General features: G+C 73.9%; 16 protein-coding genes. 15 read left to right on the forward strand and 1 reads right to left on the reverse strand.

Features of this window, described 5'->3' with window-relative positions; genetic code table 11:
* The first annotated feature begins 35 nt into the window (after positions 1-35).
* From ftsW to ACFU9A_RS11060, 15 genes are all read left to right on the forward strand, one after another.
* Positions 36-1,373, forward strand: a complete 1,338-nt coding sequence (ftsW, locus tag ACFU9A_RS10990) for a putative lipid II flippase FtsW (protein WP_430575251.1) — start codon at positions 36-38, stop codon at positions 1,371-1,373.
* Positions 1,374-1,383: 10 nt separating this feature from the next.
* Positions 1,384-2,556, forward strand: coding sequence for an undecaprenyldiphospho-muramoylpentapeptide beta-N-acetylglucosaminyltransferase (murG, locus tag ACFU9A_RS10995; RefSeq protein ID WP_430575252.1), 1,173 nt, complete (start codon positions 1,384-1,386; stop codon positions 2,554-2,556).
* Positions 2,553-4,061 carry a UDP-N-acetylmuramate--L-alanine ligase gene (gene murC / locus ACFU9A_RS11000; RefSeq protein WP_430575253.1) on the forward strand — a complete coding sequence of 503 codons (1,509 nt, stop codon included), beginning with the start codon at positions 2,553-2,555 and terminating at the stop codon, positions 4,059-4,061. The genes murG and murC overlap by 4 nt, the downstream gene beginning before the upstream one ends.
* Positions 4,061-5,011, forward strand: coding sequence for a cell division protein FtsQ/DivIB (locus ACFU9A_RS11005; RefSeq protein WP_430575254.1), 951 nt, complete (start codon positions 4,061-4,063; stop codon positions 5,009-5,011). Before murC ends, ACFU9A_RS11005 begins: the two co-directional genes overlap by 1 nt.
* A 211-nt stretch (positions 5,012-5,222) precedes the next feature.
* Positions 5,223-6,572, forward strand: a complete 1,350-nt coding sequence (gene ftsZ / locus ACFU9A_RS11010) for a cell division protein FtsZ (protein ID WP_430575255.1) — start codon at positions 5,223-5,225, stop codon at positions 6,570-6,572.
* Positions 6,573-6,579: 7 nt separating this feature from the next.
* Positions 6,580-7,389: a peptidoglycan editing factor PgeF gene (gene pgeF, locus ACFU9A_RS11015; protein WP_430575256.1), complete on the forward strand. Its 810-nt coding sequence runs from the start codon at positions 6,580-6,582 to the stop codon at positions 7,387-7,389.
* Positions 7,390-7,523: 134 nt separating this feature from the next.
* Entirely contained in the window at positions 7,524-7,997 is a 474-nt protein-coding gene (locus ACFU9A_RS11020) for a cell division protein SepF (protein ID WP_430575257.1), read from the forward strand.
* Positions 7,998-8,111: 114 nt separating this feature from the next.
* Positions 8,112-8,402 (forward strand): YggT family protein, encoded by a 291-nt coding sequence (locus ACFU9A_RS11025; RefSeq protein WP_430575258.1) that lies wholly within the window; start codon positions 8,112-8,114, stop codon positions 8,400-8,402.
* A gap of 154 nt (positions 8,403-8,556) precedes the next feature.
* Positions 8,557-9,189: a DivIVA domain-containing protein gene (locus ACFU9A_RS11030; protein WP_430575259.1), complete on the forward strand. Its 633-nt coding sequence runs from the start codon at positions 8,557-8,559 to the stop codon at positions 9,187-9,189.
* 159 nt (positions 9,190-9,348) lie between these two features.
* Positions 9,349-9,810 (forward strand): TraR/DksA family transcriptional regulator, encoded by a 462-nt coding sequence (locus tag ACFU9A_RS11035; RefSeq protein ID WP_430575260.1) that lies wholly within the window; start codon positions 9,349-9,351, stop codon positions 9,808-9,810.
* Between the two features lie 76 nt (positions 9,811-9,886).
* Entirely contained in the window at positions 9,887-10,537 is a 651-nt protein-coding gene (locus tag ACFU9A_RS11040) for a signal peptidase II (protein ID WP_430575261.1), read from the forward strand.
* Positions 10,538-10,540: 3 nt separating this feature from the next.
* A complete protein-coding gene (locus ACFU9A_RS11045) occupies positions 10,541-11,473 on the forward strand; it encodes an RluA family pseudouridine synthase (protein WP_430575262.1) in 933 nt (310 codons plus the stop codon).
* 8 nt (positions 11,474-11,481) lie between these two features.
* The gene (locus tag ACFU9A_RS11050; protein ID WP_430575263.1) at positions 11,482-11,898 is read left to right on the forward strand and encodes a YkvA family protein; all 417 of its coding nucleotides are present in this window, start codon (positions 11,482-11,484) and stop codon (positions 11,896-11,898) included.
* 68 nt (positions 11,899-11,966) lie between these two features.
* On the forward strand, positions 11,967-15,521 hold the full coding sequence (gene dnaE / locus ACFU9A_RS11055; RefSeq protein WP_430575264.1) for a DNA polymerase III subunit alpha: 3,555 nt from the start codon (positions 11,967-11,969) through the stop codon (positions 15,519-15,521).
* Entirely contained in the window at positions 15,518-16,033 is a 516-nt protein-coding gene (locus ACFU9A_RS11060; protein WP_430575265.1) for an NUDIX domain-containing protein, read from the forward strand. The genes dnaE and ACFU9A_RS11060 overlap by 4 nt, the downstream gene beginning before the upstream one ends.
* A gap of 44 nt (positions 16,034-16,077) precedes the next feature.
* Here the strand turns inward: ACFU9A_RS11060 and ACFU9A_RS11065 are convergent, their stop codons facing one another.
* Positions 16,078-16,863 carry a DUF899 family protein gene (locus ACFU9A_RS11065; RefSeq protein WP_430575266.1) on the reverse strand — a complete coding sequence of 262 codons (786 nt, stop codon included), beginning with the start codon at positions 16,861-16,863 and terminating at the stop codon, positions 16,078-16,080.
* Between the last annotated feature and the right edge of the window lie 24 nt (positions 16,864-16,887).

The following is a 16,887-nucleotide window of genomic DNA, read 5'->3' on the forward strand; positions in this document are numbered from 1 at the left end:
AGGCAGCCGTCGCAACGCGAGCGAGGGGTGTCGGGATGGCGGTCACGACGGGCACCCGGCGCGGACCCCGCGGGTCCGCGGGCCGGCCGTCGAAGGGCCGGACCCCCGGCCCGTCGAAGGGGGCGTCGAAGAAGTCCGCCGAGCGGCCGTGGCTCGGGCAGTGGAACTCCACCGTCACGAGCTACTACCTGCTGGTCGGCGCCACCGGGCTGCTGCTCGTCATCGGGCTCGTCATGGTGCTCTCCAGCTCGACGGTGACGTCGATCGCGGCGGGGAGCTCGCCGTACGCCGCGTTCCTGGTGCAGGCGCGGTACGCCCTCATGGGGCTGCCGGTCATGCTGATCGCCGCCCGCCTGCCCGTGCGCTGGTACAAGCGGTTCGCCTGGCCCGCCCTGATCGTCGCGCTCGCGCTGCTGGCCGCGGTGGTCCTCTTCGGCGACACGGTGAAGGGCAACCAGAACTGGCTGTCGCTGGGACCGCTGCGGATCCAGCCGTCCGAGCTCGCCAAGCTCGCCCTCGCCGTGTGGCTGGGCGCGGTGCTGGGCCGCAAGCAGCGCCTGCTGGGCAGCTGGACCCAGGCGCTGGTCCCGGGCGCGATCGGCCTCGCCGCGGTGCTCGGGCTCGTCATGATGGGCAACGACCTCGGCACGGCGCTCATCATCGCGCTGCTGGGACTCGGCGCGTACTGGGTCTCGGGCGCCCCGGCGTCGATGCTCGCCGTCGGCGGGGTGGGCGCGGCCCTCGTGGTGGGCTGGGCGTTCATCGTCAACCAGGGGAGCTCCGACCGTCTCACCCGCATCCTCGCGACCTACGGCTCCACCTGCGACGCCGCGAGCGAGTGCTACCAGTCGATCCACGGCCTGTACGGGCTCGCGACGGGAGGGCTGTTCGGCGTCGGGCTCGGCGCCAGCCGCGAGAAGTGGAAGTACCTGCCCGAGGCGCACAACGACTTCATCTTCTCCGTGATCGGGGAGGAGCTCGGCCTGCTCGGGACGCTGCTGGTGCTCGCGCTGTTCGCCGTCCTCGGGGTCGCGATGGCGCGGGTCGTGCGCCGGCACCCGGACCCGTTCGTGAAGATCACCACGGCCGCCGTCGGCTGCTGGGTGGTGGGCCAGGCGTTCGTCAACATCGGCGTGGTCACCGCGGTGCTGCCCGTGATCGGCGTCCCGCTCCCGCTGGTCTCGGCCGGCGGGTCGGCGTTGATCACCACGATGGTGGCCCTCGGCATGGTGATCAGCTTCGCGCGCAGCGAGCCCGGCGCCGCCGAGGCCCTCGCCGCGCGCCGCAGCGTGGTGCGGAGGTCTGTCGCCGTGCTCTCGCGCCGCGGGCGTCGCGGAGGCGGGCAGGGCCGCGGGGACCGCTCCGGCCGATAGGGTCCTGCGTGTGAAGAGCTCTGCAGTCACGTCCGTCGTCCTCGCCGGGGGCGGCACCGCCGGCCACGTCAACCCCCTCCTCGCCGTCGCGGACGAGCTCCGCGCCCGCGAGCCGGAGGCCAGGATCCTCGCCCTCGGCACCACGTCGGGGCTCGAGGCCGACCTCGTCCCGGAGCGCGGCTACCGGCTGTGGCCGATCCCGCGCGTGCCGCTGCCGCGGCGCCCGAGCGTCGACCTGCTGAAGCTGCCCGGCCGGCTCAGCGCCGCCGTGAAGGCGGCGGAGGCCGCGATCGACGAGATCGGTGCCCAGGCGGTCGTCGGGTTCGGCGGGTACGTCTCGACGCCGGCCTACCTCGCCGCCCGGCGCAAGGGCGTCCCGGTGGTCATCCACGAGCAGAACGCGCGCGCCGGCCTGGCCAACAAGCTCGGCGCCCGGTGGGCGGCCCGCATCGGCGCGACGTTCCCCGGCACCCCGCTGCCCGGCGCGCAGGTCGTGGGCCTGCCGCTGCGTGCGGAGATCGCGGACCTCGTCGCCCGCCGCGAGGCGGACCCGGTCGGCGCGCGGGTCGAGGCGGCCGACGCGCTCGGACTCGACCCTGCGCTGCCCACCCTCGTCGTCACGGGCGGCTCCTCGGGCGCCGCCTCGGTCAACGCGGCGCTCGCCGGCGCGGTCGACGCGCTGCTGCGCGCAGGCGTCCAGGTGCTGCACCTCACGGGCAAGGGCAAGGACGGCCCGGTCCGTACCGCCGTCGAGGCCGCCACGGCCGCAGGCGGGCACGAGGCCGCGCGCTACCAGGTGCGCGAGTACCTCTCGGAGATGCAGCTCGCGCTGGCCGTCGCGGACCTCGTCGTCGCGCGCTCGGGGGCGGGCACCGTGTGCGAGCTGGCGGCGCTCGGCGTGCCGGCGGTCTACGTGCCGCTGCCCATCGGCAACGGCGAGCAGCGGCTCAACGCCGCGCCCCTCGTCGAGGCGGGCGGCGGTCTCCTGGTCGACGACGCGGACCTCACCCCCGCCTGGGTCGCCGAGCACGTGCCGGCGCTCCTCGCCGACCGGGCCCGCCTCGAGTCGATGGCGGACGCGGCGCGGGCGACCGGCGTGCGCGACGGCGCCGCCCGCGTGGCGGACCTCGTCGCGGAGGCCGTCGCGGCGGGCGCCGGGTCCCGTGCGGGGGACCCGGCGTGAGCGCCGCGGACGTGCTGCCGGTCGAGGCCCTCGGGCGGGTGCACCTCGTGGGCGTGGGCGGGGCGGGCGTCTCCGTCGTCGCCCGGCTGCTGGCCGCCCGCGGGGCGGACGTGCAGGGCTCGGACGCCGTCGCCGGGCCGGCGCTCGAGGCGCTGCGCGCCGACGGCGTGCGGGTGTGGGTCGGCCACGACGCGGCGCACGTCGTGGGCCCGGACGGCGCGCCGCTGGTCGACACGGTGGTGGTGTCCTCGGCCGTGCGGGAGACCAACCCCGAGCTGGCGGCCGCGCGCGCGGCCGGCGTCCGGGTGCTGCACCGCTCGCAGGCCCTCGCGTCGCTGATGCTGGACCGTCGTGCGGTGGCCGTCGCCGGGGCGCACGGCAAGACCACGACCTCGGCCATGGTGGCGACCGTGCTGCGCGCCTGCGGCGTGGACGCCTCGTTCGCGATCGGCGGGACCGTGCGGGTCCTCGACGCCGACGGCCACGAGAGCGCGGTGCCCGGCGGGCACCTGGGCGCCTCCGACGTGCTGGTCGCGGAGGCGGACGAGTCCGACGGCTCGTTCCTCAACTACGCGCCCTTCGTGGCGGTGGTGACCAACGTGGAGCCCGACCACCTCGACCACTACGGGTCCCAGGAGGCGTTCGAGCGGGCCTTCGAGGAGTTCGCGGGCCGGATCGTCCCGGGCGGCACGCTCGTGGCGTGCGCGGACGACGCCGGATCGGCGGCGCTCGCGGCCGCGCACCGGGAGGCCGGGCGCGCCGTCGTCACCTACGGCGAGGCGGCGGGCGCGGACGTCCGCGTCAGCGACGTCGTGGTCGGCGCGGGCACGGTGTCCGCGGTCGTGTCGGGAGGCCCGCTCGGGGCGGCCGCGCTCGAGCTGCGGCTCGCCGTCCCCGGCGCGCACAACGCCCTCAACGCGACGGCGGCCGTCGTGACCGCCGTGCTGCTCGGGGCCGACCCCGCCGCGGCGGCCCGCGGCGCGGCGACGTTCGTCGGCACCGGCCGGCGCTTCGAGCCCAAGGGCGAGGCCGACGGCGTCCGGGTCTTCGACAGTTACGACCACCACCCGACCGAGGTGGCCGCGCTGCTGCGGGCCGCGCGCCCGCTGGCGGGGGACGGCCGCATCGTCGTCCTCTTCCAGCCGCACCTGTACTCGCGCACGCGGATCTTCGCCGACCGGTTCGCCGCCGCCCTGGCGCTCGCCGACGAGGTGGTCGTCACGGGGGTGTACCGGGCCCGCGAGGACGTCGACCCGGCGGTCGGCCCGCGGACGATCACCGACCTGCTGGAGCGCACGGCCTCCGGCGGGGGAGTGCGTGCCGTGGAGGACCGGCTCGAGGCGGCGCACGTCGCCTCCGCGCTCGCCCGGCCGGGCGACCTGCTGCTCACGGTGGGCGCGGGCGACGTGACCGAGCTCGGACCCGTGATCCTCGCGGACCTCGCCGCGCGTGGCTCCGGCGTGGCGTCGCCCGCCGGCTCGCCCCGCGACGAGAGCATGGGGTGATGCGACCGCCAGCCCCACCTCGCCCCGGCCCGGGCAAGCGTCCGGCGACGGGCGCGACCCGCTCGGCGTCGTCGCGCCCGGCCCCGGCGACCGCCCCCACGGGCTCGCCGTCGGCCCGCGCGAGCCGCGCACCGCGGACCGCCGCGCGCGGCACGGAGCGGGCCGAGCCGGCGCGGACCCAGGCGACCGCGGTCGTCCCGGCCGGGCTGGAGGTGTCCCCGCGCGTGTCGACCGCGATGGCGGACCGGCTCGCCGAGCGCACGGCGATGCGGCGGCACCGCGCCTGGCGCCGCGTGCTCGCGTGGGTGCTCGCGGTGGTGCTGGTGGTGGGACTGGGCGTGGCCGCCCTGTGGTCCCCGGTCCTGGCGCTCGAGAAGGCGCAGGTCTCGGTCTCGGGCGTGGACCAGTACGTCGACGAGGGGGCGGTCCGCGAGATCGTCGAGGCTCCGGACGGCACGCCCCTGCCGCGGCTCGACACGGTGTCGCTGCGGGAGCAGGTGCTGCGGCTGCGCGGCGTCAAGGACGTGCGCATCGCGCGCTCCTGGCCCCACGGGCTCGCCGTGGAGGTGACGCCGCGGGTCCCGGTGGCGGCGGTGCCCGACGGCGACGGTCTCGCCCTGCTCGACTCCTCGGGCGTCCGCGTGGCGACCCGCGGCTCGGCGCCCCAGGGGCTCCCGCAGGTGGACGTGCCGCTGGACGACGCGCTGGCGCTCCAGGCGGCGCTGCACGTGCTCGCGGCGCTGCCGCCGGGGCTGGCGAAGCAGGTGGAGCAGGTCAGCGCGGACACCCAGGACGCCGTCACGACGGTGCTCGACGACGGCACCACGGTCGTGTGGGGCGGGAGCTCGAGGCTGGCCCTCAAGGTCGAGGCGGTGCGCACCGTGCGCAAGCTGGACGACGGCGCGCGCACCATCGACGTGTCGTCGCCCGAGCTGCCGGTGACCCGGTGAGCCGGGCCGTCCCGGGCGCAAGCACCGGGCGCGCGCGACACGCCGGGAGACGTCCGGCGCCGCGCCCGACGCGGCGCCTACCGTCGATCGCAGCAGCAACCTGACATAACTCTAACCCTCAACTCGAACCTTAAGGTTAGACCCTGGCGGGGTCGACGAGGGGGAGCGAGGACCGGACGTCGGGACAAGGAACGACCCGAGAGGCAACGACGTGGCAACTCCGCAGAACTACCTGGCAGTGATCAAGGTGGTCGGTATCGGCGGTGGCGGCGTGAACGCCGTGAACCGCATGATCGAGGTCGGGCTCAAGGGTGTCGAGTTCATCGCCATCAACACCGACGCACAGGCGCTGCTGATGTCGGACGCCGACGTCAAGCTCGACGTCGGTCGCGAGCTCACGCGCGGCCTGGGCGCCGGCGCCGACCCCGAGGTCGGCAAGAAGGCGGCCGAGGACCACGCCGAGGAGATCGAGGACGTCCTGCGCGGCGCCGACATGGTCTTCGTGACGGCGGGCGAGGGCGGCGGTACCGGCACGGGCGGCGCCCCCGTGGTGGCGCGCATCGCCCGCGCGCTCGGCGCGCTGACGGTGGGTGTCGTCACGCGGCCGTTCACGTTCGAGGGCCGTCGCCGGTCCGTGCAGGCCGAGCAGGGGATCGAGGCGCTCCGCGAGGAGGTCGACACCCTGATCGTCATCCCTAACGACCGGCTCCTGTCGATGTCGGACCGGAACGTCTCCGCGATCGCGGCGTTCCACTCCGCCGACCAGGTGCTGCACTCCGGCGTCCAGGGCATCACGGACCTCATCACGACCCCGGGCCTCATCAACCTCGACTTCGCGGACGTGAAGTCCGTGATGCAGGGGGCGGGGTCCGCGCTGATGGGCATCGGTTCGGCGAGGGGCGAGGACCGCGCGGTGCAGGCCGCCGAGCTCGCGATCTCGTCGCCGCTGCTCGAGGCCTCCATCGACGGCGCCCACGGCGTCCTGCTGTCGATCCAGGGCGGCAGCGACATCGGCCTCTTCGAGGTGCACGAGGCCGCGCGCCTGGTCCAGGAGGCCGCGCACTCCGAGGCCAACATCATCTTCGGCACCGTCATCGACGACGCGCTGGGCGACGAGGTGCGGGTGACCGTCATCGCCGCCGGGTTCGACGGCGGCGTGCCCCAGGCGCGCAAGGACGGTCGCGGCCTCGGCCAGATCGCCGGCGCGTCCGCCAAGCCGGCCACGTCGGCCGACGGGACGCCGGCCACCGCGCCCGTGCCGCCGCCCGGCGTGCAGACGGCGCCGCCGCGCCCGCCGCAGCCCGCCACCCAGTCGGTGCCGGCGGCGAGCGTCCAGCCCCGGCCGATCCCCGCCGAGCCCGACGACGTCCCCGTGAGCCTCGACGCGCCGCCGGCCCCGCCGGTGAGCGCGCGGCCGGCGGACGGGCGTCGTCCCTTCACGGTGGTGGAGGACGCCGAGGGCGAGGGCGTCACGGTGGAGCGCCCCGTCGAGGTGCCGCGGCTGTTCGAGGAGCCGCGCCGCCCTGCCGAGGAGCTCGACGTGCCCGACTTCCTCAAGTGAGCGCGGAGTGAGCGGGACGGTCGGCTGGGCCCAGGAGGCGTTGTTGCCGGCGCAGTTCGGCGCAGGGTTGCTGCGGGTGGACCTCGGGGAGGGCGTCGTGGCGGGCTTCACCACGCGCCACGGCGGGGTGTCGCCCGCCCCGTGGTCCTCGCTCGACCTGGGTACGTCGACCGGCGACGACCCGGTCCGGGTGCGGGAGAACCGTGCCCGGCTCGGGGAGTGGGTCGGCGCGCCGGTGGCCTTCGCCGCGCAGGTGCACGGCGACCGCGTGCTCGACCTCGGCGCCGCGGAGCTCGCGGAGTGGTCCTCGGCCGAGCCCCCGGGGGCGGCGGGCGAGGCCGACGCGATGGTCACCGCGGAGCCGGGGCTCGCGCTCGGGGTGCTCGTGGCGGACTGCGTCCCGGTCGTGCTCGCCGACCCGGTGGCCCGCGTGGCCGCCGTCGCGCACGCGGGGCGCAAGGGCGTCGCCGTCGGCGTGGTCCACCGGGTCCTCGACGGGATGCTCGCGCGCGGCGCCCGCGTCGAGGACGTGCGCGCCGCCGTCGGTCCGGCGGTCTGCGGCACCTGCTACGAGGTGCCGGCCGAGATGCGTGCCGAGGTGGCCGACGTCGTCCCCGAGACGTGGTCGACCACCGCGGCGGGCACGCCCGCGCTCGACCTCCCCGCCGGTGTGCTGGCCCAGCTGTCCGCGCGAGGGGTCGACGCGACCCGGGTGGACCGGTGCACGCTCACCGACACCGACCTCTACTCCCACCGTCGCGCGACCGCCCAGGGCACGACGACGGGCCGGCAGGCCGGGGTCGTCGTCCTGATCTGACGTGGTGCGAGGAAGACACGCCCTGCGAGCGCGACACACCGGCGTGTCGTGCGCCGATGCCGCTGTGGGCGTGGTTAACGTCGTGACACCGTCCGGGACGGAGGGCGGGACGTGGCGACGAACGGAGCAAGGCGATGGGCGGAGCGCTTCGCAAGACGATGCTGTACCTGGGGCTCGCCGACGACCAGGGGGAGTCGGAGGAGTACCTCGACGAGTACGAGGAGCTGGAGGCACCGGTGCGTGACCGTGACGACTACCAGGCGCAGGTCACCCCGCTGCACCGCGGCGGGTCGAGCGAGTCGGTGATCGCCTCCGACCTGCGGCGCATCACGACGATCCACCCGCGCTCGTACAACGACGCCCGCACCATCGGTGAGGCGTTCCGCGGCGGCACCCCGGTGATCATGAACCTGTCGGACATGGACGACGCGGACGCCAAGCGCCTCGTCGACTTCTCCGCGGGCCTCATCTTCGGTCTCCGCGGCTCGATCGAGCGCGTCACCAACAAGGTCTTCCTGCTCTCGCCGGAGCACGTCGAGATCTCCGGCGAGGAGCCGCCGCCGCCGGAGAAGCCGACCGGCCGCGGGGCCTTCTACAACCAGAGCTGATCGCTCGAGCCGGTCGACAGGCCGGCCGCCCACCGATCGCGCCGACGGATCCGTCCGCCGCAGGGCCGGGGCTTTCTGCCCCGGCCCTGCCGCGTGCTCGGGTAGGTTCGTCCCGTGAACGCAGTGTTTACCGTCATCGGCTTCCTCCTCGGCCTGTTCCTGCTCTGCCTCGTCGTGCGCCTGGTGTTCGACTGGGTGCAGTTCTTCGCCCGCGACTGGCGGCCCCGCGGGGTCATGCTGGTCATCGCGGAGGCCGTGTACACGGTCACCGACCCGCCGCTGCGGGCGCTGCGGCGCGTGATCCCGCCCCTGACGCTCGGTCAGGTGCGCCTGGACCTCGCGTTCCTCATCCTGTTCATCGGGACGTCGATCCTCCAGCAGCTGTTCCTCAACCTGGGTCGGTGACGCTCGCCACGGCGCTGACGTGTGAAGACGTCGTGTGGGCGGGACGACCCGACCTCCCCGGACGAGTCGCCCGGCAACGTGTCCGCTACCGTGGTCACCCAGACGGCCCGCGACCCGGGTCTCCGACGATCCTGCAAGACGATGAGGTGAGACGATGGCGCTGCTGACGGCAGAGGACATCCTGAACAAGAAGTTCGCCGCGACCAAGTTCCGCGAGGGCTACGACGTCGAAGAGGTGGACGACTTCCTCGACGAGGTCGTGCGGACCCTGACGGCGGTGCAGGAGGAGAACGACGACCTTCGCTCCAAGCTCACCGCGGCGGAGCACCGGGTCGCCGAGCTGAGCCGCTCGGACGCGGCCCAGCAGTCGCAGCCCACGCCGACGCCGGCCCCCACGCCGGCGCCCGCGCCGGCCCCCGCGGCGGCGAAGCAGCAGCCGGCGGAGCCGGAGTCCGCGACCGGCATGCTCCAGCTGGCCCAGAAGCTGCACGACGACTACGTGCGTTCGGGCCAGGAGGAGGGCGACCGCCTCATCTCGGAGGCCAAGTCCGAGGGCACGCGCATCGTCCGCGAGGCGGAGGAGACGAGCCACCGCACGCTGTCCCAGCTCGAGCAGGAGCGGTCGCTCCTCGAGCGCAAGATCGACGAGCTGCGCCTCTTCGAGCGCGACTACCGCACGCGCCTCAAGAGCTTCCTGCAGAACCTGCTGGGCGACCTCGACGCCCGGGGCTCGGCCCTGCCGCCGCAGCGGCAGAACGCCGCGGCCGGCCGCGGCTCGGAGCTCTGAGCGGGGGGCCGTCACCCCGCGCACCCCGCTCCCTCGTCCTAGCCTCTCGCCGAGCGGTCCGCACGACTCACGCGCCACCCCGCGCGTGCTGTTGTGCGGGCCGCTCGGCGCACTTACGCTGCGGTGACTCGTCGTCGACGCACCACGGAAAGGGCACCGATGGCCAAGCTCTCGACCACCACTCGCGCGGCACTGCGCGAGAACTTCCCGCACCTCTCGCGGGACGTGAAGTCGTTCCCGGTCCGCGAGGGCGAGGAGCCCTGGACCCTGCACGAGGTGGAGGAGCTCGCGGCCTTCCTGCTCGAGGACAAGGAGCGCCTCGAGCGCGAGCTCGCCGTCGCCGACCAGGAGCTGTCCGACCTGCTGCGCAACTCCGGCGACGGGGCGGGTGACGACCAGGCCGACTACGGCTCGAGCGCCCTCGAGCGTGAGCAGGAGCTCACGCTGGTCAACAACATGCGGGACCTCCTGGCGCAGACGGCGCACGCCGTCGACCGCATCCGCAAGGGCACCTACGCCACCTGCGAGATCACGGGGCTGCCCATCGGCAAGGCCCGCCTCCAGGCCTTCCCGCGCGCGACGCTGTCCGTCGAGGCGAAGGCGCGCGAGGAGCGGCGCTGACCCTGCTCGCGTCCGGCGGCGCCGGTTCGGCGCCGCCGGTCCTGCGGCGGGCGCCGTCCGCCTAGACTGGCCGACGATGTCGACCACGCCCGCCGGCTCCGCCCCGGCCCCCGAGCCCGCGCCGCGCGACGGCGCCACCGAGCCGCCCGTGACGGGCGCGCCCGCCGACGCCGCCCCCGAGAGCGCGTCGACCGAGCCGGAGGCGGACGCCGCGCCCGTGCCGGCCGAGCGCCGTCGCCGCCTCATCACCTGGACTTTCGTCCTGGCCGCGCTCGTGCTGCTGGTGGACCAGCTCACCAAGTGGTGGGCGGAGTCCGCGCTGGTGCTCGGCGGCGAGCCGAAGCCGCTGGTCGGGGAGCTGCTGCAGCTGCGGCTGATCTACAACCCGGGCGCGGCCCTGTCGATCGCGACGGGGATGACGTGGGTGCTCACGATCGTCGTGGTCGTGGTCGTCGTGGTGATCCTGCGAGCGATCCGGCGGATCGGCTCGGTGGGCTGGGCCGTCGCGCTGGGCCTGCTGCTCGGCGGCGCGGTGGGCAACCTCGGCGACCGCTTCTTCCGCGAGCCGGGCTTCGCGCGCGGGTACGTGGTCGACTTCATCGACTACGGCGTCTTCGTCGGCAACGTGGCAGACATCGCCATCGTCGCGGCGGCGGCGCTCATCGTCATCCTGTCGTTCCGCGGGATCGGCCTCGACGGCCGCCGGCACGTCGACGAGGGGCGCTGAGGAGTGTCCACGCGCACGCTGCCCGTCCCGGACGGGCTCGCCGGCGAGCGGGTCGACGCGGCCCTCGCGCGGATGCTCGGCTTCTCGCGCACCCAGGCGGCCGACCTCGCGGCGTCGGGCGCCGTGCTGCTCGACGGGCGGGAGGTCGGCAAGTCCGACCGCGTGGTCGCCGGCGGCTGGCTCGAGGTGACGGTCCCGGAGGCCCGCGCGGCGACGCCGGCCGTGGTCGCGGAGCCCGTGCCCGGCATGTCCATCGCGTACGAGGACGACGACGTGGTCGTCGTCGACAAGCCGGTCGGCGTCGCGGCGCACCCGTCGCCCGGCTGGACCGGGCCCACCGTCGTGGGCGCGCTCGCCGCGGCCGGCTACCGGATCGCGACGTCCGGCGCCGCCGAGCGCCAGGGCATCGTGCACCGGCTCGACGTCGGCACGTCGGGGCTCATGGCCGTCGCCAAGAGCGAGGCCGCGTACACCGGTCTCAAGCGGGCGTTCAAGGAGCGCACGGTCGAGAAGGTCTATCACGCGCTCGCGCAGGGCCACCCCGAGCCGACCACCGGCACGATCGACGCACCCATCGGCCGCCACCCCAGCGCCGACTACAAGTTCGCCGTCGTGGCGGACGGCAAGCACTCCGTGACGCACTACGAGGTGCTCGAGATGCTGCCCTCCGCGTCGCTCGTCGAGGTGCACCTCGAGACCGGGCGCACGCACCAGATCCGGGTGCACTTCCAGGCCGTGCGGCACCCGCTCGTGGGCGACCTCACCTACGGGGCGGACCCGGTGCTCGCCTCGAAGGTCGGGCTGGAGCGCCAGTGGCTGCACGCCGTGCGGCTCGGTTTCGAGCACCCGCTCACCGGCCGCTGGGTGGAGGTCACCAGCGAGTACCCCGACGACCTGGCGCACGCGCTCGAGGTCGTCCGCGGGGCGTACCGGTAGGTACCCCGGTGCGCGACCTGCCGGTCTGGGCCGACCTGCTCCTGGGGCTCGTCGTCGCCGTGCTCGCCCTGTGGGGCGTGCTGTTCGTCGGACTGCTCGTCGTGCGCCGGCGCACCGGCCGCGGCTCGCTGCGCGGCGCGGTACGGCTGCTGCCGGACGTCCTGCGCCTGGTCCGGCGGCTCGCGGTGGACCGGACCCTCACCCGCCGCGTGCGCGCGCTGGTCGCGGTGTTGCTCGCCTACCTCGCGATGCCGTTCGACATCGTGCCCGACGTGATCCCCGTGCTGGGCTGGGCCGACGACGTCGTCGTGGTCGTGCTCGTCCTCCGGGCGGTGGTGCGCAGCGCCGGGCCCGACGTCGTGCGCCGCCACTGGCCGGGCACGGAGGACGGGCTGCGCGTGCTGCGCCTCCTCGTGCGCTGGTGACACCGGTGTGAGGCGGCTCTCGGCGCGTGCGTCCGGGGGCGTCGGTGGCGCCTCCTAGACTCGTCGACATGCCGGCCGAGACTGACGACTTCGTCCATCTGCACGTCCACACCGAGTACTCGATGCTCGACGGCGCGGCGCGGATGAACGAGCTGTTCAGCGAGGTGCAGCGCCTGGGCCAGAAGGCCATCGCGATCACCGACCACGGCTACCTGTTCGGCGCCTTCGACTTCTGGAGCACCGCGCAGAAGTACGGCGTGAAGCCGATCATCGGCGTCGAGGCCTACGTCACGCCCGGCACCAGCCGCAAGGACCGCACCAAGGTGCTGTGGGGCGAGCAGCACCAGCGGCGCGACGACGTCTCCGCGGGCGGCGCGTACACGCACATGACCCTGTGGGCGCGGGACAACGAGGGGATGCACAACCTCTTCCGCGCGTCGTCGCTCGCGTCCCTGGACGGCCAGATGGGCAAGTGGCCGCGCATGGACCGGGAGCTGCTCGAGACCTACGGCAAGGGCCTCATGGGCACCTCCGGCTGCCCGTCGGGCGAGGTGCAGACGCGGCTCCGGCTGGGCCAGTGGGACGAGGCCGTGCGGGCTGCGGGCGAGCTGCAGGACATCCTGGGCAAGGAGAACTTCTTCGTCGAGCTGATGGACCACGGGATCGACATCGAGTCCCGGGTGACGAAGGACCTGCTGCGGCTGGCGGAGACGATCGACGCGCCGCTGGTGGCCACGAACGACCTGCACTACACGAAGCAGGAGGACGCGCACTCCCACGAGGTCCTGCTCGCGGTGAACTCGGGGTCGACGCTCGACGAGCCGACCTACGACCAGGGCGGCAGCCGGTTCGCGTTCAGCGGCGACACGTTCTACGTGCGCTCGGGCGCGGAGATGCGCCGGCTGTTCTCCGAGCACCCGGAGGCGGTCGACAACACCCTGCTCATCGCGGAGCGCTGCGACGTCTCGTTCGACACCAAGGCGAACTACATGCCGCGGTTCCCCGTGCCCGAGGGGGAGGACGAGGTCAGCTGGTTCGTCAAGGAGGTCGAGGCGGGCCTGCGCCGCCGCTACCCGGACGGCATCGGCGGCGACGTCCGCAAGCAGGCGAACTACGAGGTCGAGGTCATCATCCAGATGGGCTTCCCGGGGTACTTCCTCGTGGTGGCCGACTTCATCAACTGGGCCAAGGACCAGGGCATCCGCGTGGGGCCGGGCCGTGGCTCGGCGGCGGGCTCGATGGTGTCCTACGTCATGGGCATCACGGAGCTCGACCCGCTCAAGCACGGCCTGATCTTCGAGCGCTTCCTCAACCCGGAGCGCATCTCGATGCCCGACGTCGACGTGGACTTCGACGAGCGCCGGCGCGCCGAGGTCATCCGGTACGTCACCGAGAAGTACGGCGACGACCGCGTGGCCATGATCGTCACCTACGGCTCGATCAAGGCGAAGCAGGCGCTCAAGGACGGGTCCCGCGTGCTGGGCTTCCCCTTCGCGATGGGGGAGAAGCTCACCAAGGCGATGCCGCCGGCCGTGATGGGCAAGGACATCCCGCTGTCCGGGATCTTCGACCCGAAGCACGAGCGGTACGCCGAGGCCGCCGAGTTCCGCGCCGTGCACGACGCCGACCCCGAGGCGCAGCGCGTCGTCGAGACGGCGCGCGGCATCGAGGGCCTGAAGCGTCAGTGGGGCGTGCACGCCGCGGGCGTCATCATGTCCAGCCACCCGCTGATCGACATCATCCCGATCATGCGGCGCCCGCAGGACGGCGCGGTCATCACGCAGTTCGACTACCCGACGTCCGAGGGCCTCGGCCTCATCAAGATGGACTTCCTGGGCCTGCGCAACCTCACGATCCTCGACGACGCGCTCGAGAACATCGTGATGAACGGCAAGGACCCGGTGGCGATCGAGACGGTCGAGCTCGACGACAAGCCCACCTACGACCTGCTGGCCCGCGGCGACACGCTCGGCGTGTTCCAGCTCGACGGCGGCGCGATGCGCTCGCTGCTGCGCCAGATGCGGCCCGACAACTTCGAGGACGTCTCCGCCGTCATCGCCCTGTACCGGCCGGGGCCGATGGGCATGAACTCGCACATCAACTACGCGCTGCGCAAGAACGGCATGCAGAAGATCGAGCCGATCCACCCCGAGCTGGAGGAGCCGCTCGCGGAGGTGCTCGGCGAGACCTACGGCCTCATCGTCTACCAGGAGCAGGTGCAGCGCGCCGCGCAGATCCTCGCCGGCTACTCGCTCGGCCAGGCCGACCTGCTGCGCCGCGCGATGGGCAAGAAGAAGAAGGAGATCCTCGACAAGGAGTTCGTCCCGTTCCAGGCGGGCTGCCGGGAGCGCGGCTACTCCGACGCGGCGATCCAGGCGGTGTGGGACGTGCTCGTCCCGTTCGCCGGGTACGCGTTCAACAAGGCGCACTCCGCCGGCTACGGCGTGGTCTCCTACTGGACGGCCTACCTCAAGGCGAACTACCCGACCGAGTACATGGCCGGCCTGCTCCAGAGCGTGCGGGACGACAAGGACAAGATGGCGCTCTACCTGGGCGAGTGCCGTCGCATGCACATCACGGTGCTGCCGCCCGACGTCAACGACTCCGCGGCCAAGTTCACCGCCGTGGGGAAGGACATCCGGTTCGGCCTCACGGCGATCCGCAACGTCGGCGCCAACGTGGTGGACGCGATCATCGCCGCCCGCGAGGAGAAGGGCGCCTTCACCTCGTTCACGGACTTCCTCGACAAGGTGCCCGCCGTCGTCTGCAACAAGCGGACCATCGAGTCGCTCATCAAGGCGGGCGCGTTCGACTCGCTCGGGCACCCGCGACGTGCGCTGCTCGTGGTGCACGAGCAGGCGGTGGACTCGGTCATCTCGGTCAAGCGCAAGGAGGCGGAGGGCCAGTTCGACCTCTTCGCCGGCTTCGGCGGCGCGGACGACGACGCGGCGATGACGTTCGCCGTCGACGTCCCGGACCTGCCGGACTGGGACAAGAAGCAGCGGCTCGCGTTCGAGCGGGAGATGCTCGGCCTGTACGTGTCCGACCACCCGCTGTCCGGGCTGGAGCACGTGCTCGCGCGCGCGGCGGACACCTCGATCGCCGCCCTGATGGCCGACGAGGGTCGCCCGGACGGGTCCACCGTCACGGTGGCCGGCCTGCTCACCAGCGTGCAGCGCAAGATGAGCAAGAACGGCAACCCGTGGGCCGCGGTCACGGTCGAGGACCTCGAGGGCGGCGTCGAGGTGATGTTCTTCGGCGAGACGTACCTGGCCTACTCGACGATCCTCGCGGAGGACCAGGTGGTCACGCTGCGCGGTCGCGTGCGGCGCCGCGACGACCAGATGCAGCTGCAGGCCATGGAGGTGTCGCTGCCCGACACGTCCGCCGTGGCCGACGCGCCCGTCCTGGTGACCGTGCCGCACACGCGGTGCGTCGAGCCGGTCATGGCGCGGCTGCGCGAGGTGCTCGCCTCGCACCCGGGCTCGGCGGAGGTGCACGTGAGCGTCGCGGAGCCGGGCAAGCGCACGATCGTCCGGGCCGCCGACACGCTGCGGGTGGAGAAGTCGCCCGCGCTGTTCGGCGACCTGAAGGCTCTCCTCGGCCCGGCGTGCCTCTCGTGACCGGGTCCGCTCCCGCGACGGCGGGCTGGGACGACGGCTCCGCCGATCACCGCTTCCGGGTGGTGCCCGCGGCCTACCTGTACCTGCGCCGGGAGGGGCAGGTCCTGCTGCAGCTGCGCCAGGGCACGGGCTTCATGGACGGGCACTGGGCCGCCGCGGCGGCCGGGCACGTCGAGGCGGGGGAATCCGTGCAGGAGGCGGCCGTGCGGGAGGCCCGGGAGGAGCTCGGCGTCGTCGTCGACGCCGCGGACCTGGTCCCCGTCACGACGATGCATCGCGGGCTGCCCGGCGGGCCGGCCCTGGAGCAGCGGGTCGACTTCTTCTTCACCGCCACCCGGTGGTCGGGCAGCCCGGAGATCCGGGAGCCGGGCAAGGTCGCGGACCTGCGGTGGTTCCCGTTCGTGACGCTGCCCGACCTGGTGGTGCCGCACGAGCTGACCGTGCTGCGCGCCCTGCACGACGAGGGCAGGCACGGCACCCGGGTGCCGCCGATCCTCTCCGACGGGTTCTGACGGGCGGCGACGGGCGCTGACTCCGCCGCCTGCGGGAGCGCCCCTCAGTGATGGTGCCCGAGCGCCGCGTGCGGGTCGTACGGCGCGGCGCCGGGCCGGGCCCACTGCGGGACGGGGCGGCCGCGGTCCTTCCACCAGGTCGCGGTGGGGTGCTGCGGCCAGCCGGCCGGGGAGTCCTCCCACCGCTCCTGGCGCCCGTAGACGGTCATGTCGAGCAGCTGCGCCTGCGCCATGATCGCCTCGACCCCGCGGTGCGTCGTCTCGTTCGTGAGGAAGACCCGGTCGCCGACGCGCAGGTAGCAGGAGATGAGGCCGCGGTCGTCGCTGAGCCCGCCGCCGACCGCCTCGTCCGTCACCCCCTGCATCGAGTACCACGGGACCTCGTAGCCCATGAACGCGACGTACGGTGCCACCTCCTCCCACGGACCCTCGCAGAAGACGGCGAACGTGGCCCCGCGATGGTGGAGGTAGGCGGCGTCCTGGACGCTCCAGATGCTCGCGGTGCACCCCTCGCACTGGCCCTCGACCGGCTGCCCGGCGTGCCACATGTGCTTGTACGCGACGAGCTGGTCGCGGCCCTCGAACACCTCGAGGAGCGGCGTCGGCCCGTGGGGCCCGACGAGGACGGCGCCGGCGTCGACCTCCGTCATCGGCAGGCGGCGGCGCGCGGCGGCGATCGCGTCGCCCTCGCGGGTGTGGGCCTTCTCGCGGTCGCGGAGCGCCGAGCGCTCGCGCAGCCACCTGGCGCGGTCGACGGCGGCGGGCACGGGCGCGCCGCCCGGGGCGGGGGACTGCGCGGGGCGGCTGGCGGGGGTGGGCTCGGAGGGCATGGCGTGGCTCCTCGGCAGGGCGGA

This window comes from Isoptericola sp. NPDC057653, assembly GCF_042799955.1.
Classification (GTDB): Bacteria; Actinomycetota; Actinomycetes; order Actinomycetales; family Cellulomonadaceae; genus Isoptericola.

What these genes read in the sequence shown, in the direction of transcription:
- ftsW (WP_430575251.1), top strand. Translation starts at nt 36, where the DNA reads ATGGCGGTCACGACGGGCACCCGGCGCGGACCCCGCGGGTCCGCGGGC.
- ACFU9A_RS11005 (WP_430575254.1), top strand. Translation starts at nt 4,061, where the DNA reads ATGCGACCGCCAGCCCCACCTCGCCCCGGCCCGGGCAAGCGTCCGGCG.
- ACFU9A_RS11020 (WP_430575257.1), top strand. Translation starts at nt 7,524, where the DNA reads ATGGGCGGAGCGCTTCGCAAGACGATGCTGTACCTGGGGCTCGCCGAC.
- ACFU9A_RS11030 (WP_430575259.1), top strand. Translation starts at nt 8,557, where the DNA reads ATGGCGCTGCTGACGGCAGAGGACATCCTGAACAAGAAGTTCGCCGCG.
- ACFU9A_RS11035 (WP_430575260.1), top strand. Translation starts at nt 9,349, where the DNA reads ATGGCCAAGCTCTCGACCACCACTCGCGCGGCACTGCGCGAGAACTTC.
- ACFU9A_RS11040 (WP_430575261.1), top strand. Translation starts at nt 9,887, where the DNA reads ATGTCGACCACGCCCGCCGGCTCCGCCCCGGCCCCCGAGCCCGCGCCG.
- dnaE (WP_430575264.1), top strand. Translation starts at nt 11,967, where the DNA reads ATGCCGGCCGAGACTGACGACTTCGTCCATCTGCACGTCCACACCGAG.
- ACFU9A_RS11065 (WP_430575266.1), bottom strand. Translation starts at nt 16,863, where the DNA reads ATGCCCTCCGAGCCCACCCCCGCCAGCCGCCCCGCGCAGTCCCCCGCC.